The organism is Vibrio sp. 10N.261.55.A10, from assembly GCF_041470825.1.
GTDB classification, from domain to species: domain Bacteria; phylum Pseudomonadota; class Gammaproteobacteria; order Enterobacterales; family Vibrionaceae; genus Vibrio; species Vibrio crassostreae_C.
On the sequence record NZ_JBFRNC010000080.1, the window covers coordinates 1 to 1,706 of the forward strand.

At 43.1% G+C, this 1,706-nt stretch carries 1 protein-coding gene; it reads right to left on the reverse strand.

Going from position 1 to position 1,706, the window contains the following annotated elements; genetic code table 11:
- On the reverse strand, positions 1-1,613 hold a 1,613-nt coding region (gene aspT / locus AB4274_RS20515; protein ID WP_372113063.1), incomplete at its 3' end, for an aspartate-alanine antiporter.
- Positions 1,614-1,706 lie beyond the last annotated feature (93 nt).

Consider the following 1,706-nt stretch of genomic DNA (forward strand, 5'->3'; position numbering starts at 1 on the left):
GTTGCGTTGCCTGTTTTTTCCATCAATGCAGCGAACGCTGGGTTTGCACTTCGACCACCGGTTACACAACCTAAAGCTTCTACCGGATTCTTTATCTTCAATACAAAGTACGAGAAGAAGAATGAAATAATCTGTGGAATGATGGTTACCGCAACACCCAAGAATAGTAGGCTCATACCGTGTTCTTTGATGGTGTCTACCGCTTGAGGGCCAGCCTCAAGACCAACGATACCCACGAATGCTGCTAGACCGAAGTCGCGAATAAAGCTTGCTGCTGATTCTGGGAATTGCGCCACATGTGGGTTACGGCTGCGTAACCAACCAACAATCAGACCTGACACTAGACAGCCTGCACCAGAGCCGATAGTGACTGGAATACCTGCAATTTTGAAGTTGATTAGGCCAATCAAAAGACCCAATACCATACCCATGCCTAGTACAATGAAGTCAGTCATTGTTGCTGAGTTCATTGGCTTACCGATTGTACCTTGAACACGATTAATATCGCTTGGTGAGCCAGTTAATTGAATAACATCATTTTTCTTAACAACAAGGTCAGCGTGAACTGGGATTGATACACCTTCGCGAAGGTAGTCAGTCACATAAACACCACGGTAAGTGCCTTTGTTCGCTTCTGATTTGATTTGACCTAGTGTACGGCCAATCAGTTGTTTGTTGTCTGCGATAAGCTGACGGTTCTCTTCAATGACTTCGTACTCTTCTGGAAGCACAACTTCAGAGCCAACAGAGTCACCTTTCAACTGACCAATGGCTTTACGAGTACCTGTGATAACCAGAACATCGCCTTGTTGAAGCTTAGTAAATTTGTCTGCTTCAATCGCTTTGCCATCACGCTCGATAACTTCGATGCATGCGTCTATTGAATCTTGATTGATTTGGGCTAGTGTCAAACCATTCACTTTGCTCTCTGCTTTGATTTCAAAAGCGCGAGTCTCAAGTTTTGTCATCGCATTGAATTCACCAGCACCAAGCTCTGCATTACCATCTGAGTTCGCTTCTGCCATTTTGATTGCTTCAGCGCGGATATCCCATTTCATTAGTGTTGGGAATACCCATGTCACCATTAGGATTGGACCTAGAGAACCGAAGATGTAAGTTACAGCGTAACCTACAGCAACGTTAGTTTGCATCAGATGTTTGGCTTCTTCAGACACACCACCCAAACGGGCGATCGCATCGCCTGCAGTACCAATGATCGCAGACTGAGTTAAACCACCGGCAGCTAGGCCCGCAGCAGTACCTCTATCTAAGTCAAACAACCACGCAGCGGCAAGTACACACAATAAGCCTGAAACCGTCATAACAACCGCAGACAACAGAATGTTGATGGTTCTAAAGTTAAGTGCTTTAAAGAATTGTGCGCCGCCTTGATAACCCACAGCATAAATAAAGAGCGCAAAGAAAATACTTTTTACGCCGGGATCAATCTGAACACCAAATTGCCCAATAATTACGCCCATTAATAATGTTCCGGCCACACCGCCTAAAACAAATCGGCCGATAGTAATTTTACCAACCATATAACCCAATGAGAGTGTAATAAATAGTGCGACAAATGGTGCCATGTCAAACAGATTAGAAATAATGTCCATGACAAATTTACTCTTGTTACTAAATATAAGGAGTAAATAATCTAACGAATAACTTAATAATGATATTTGTTGGATTATTCAAAATAAATAAAG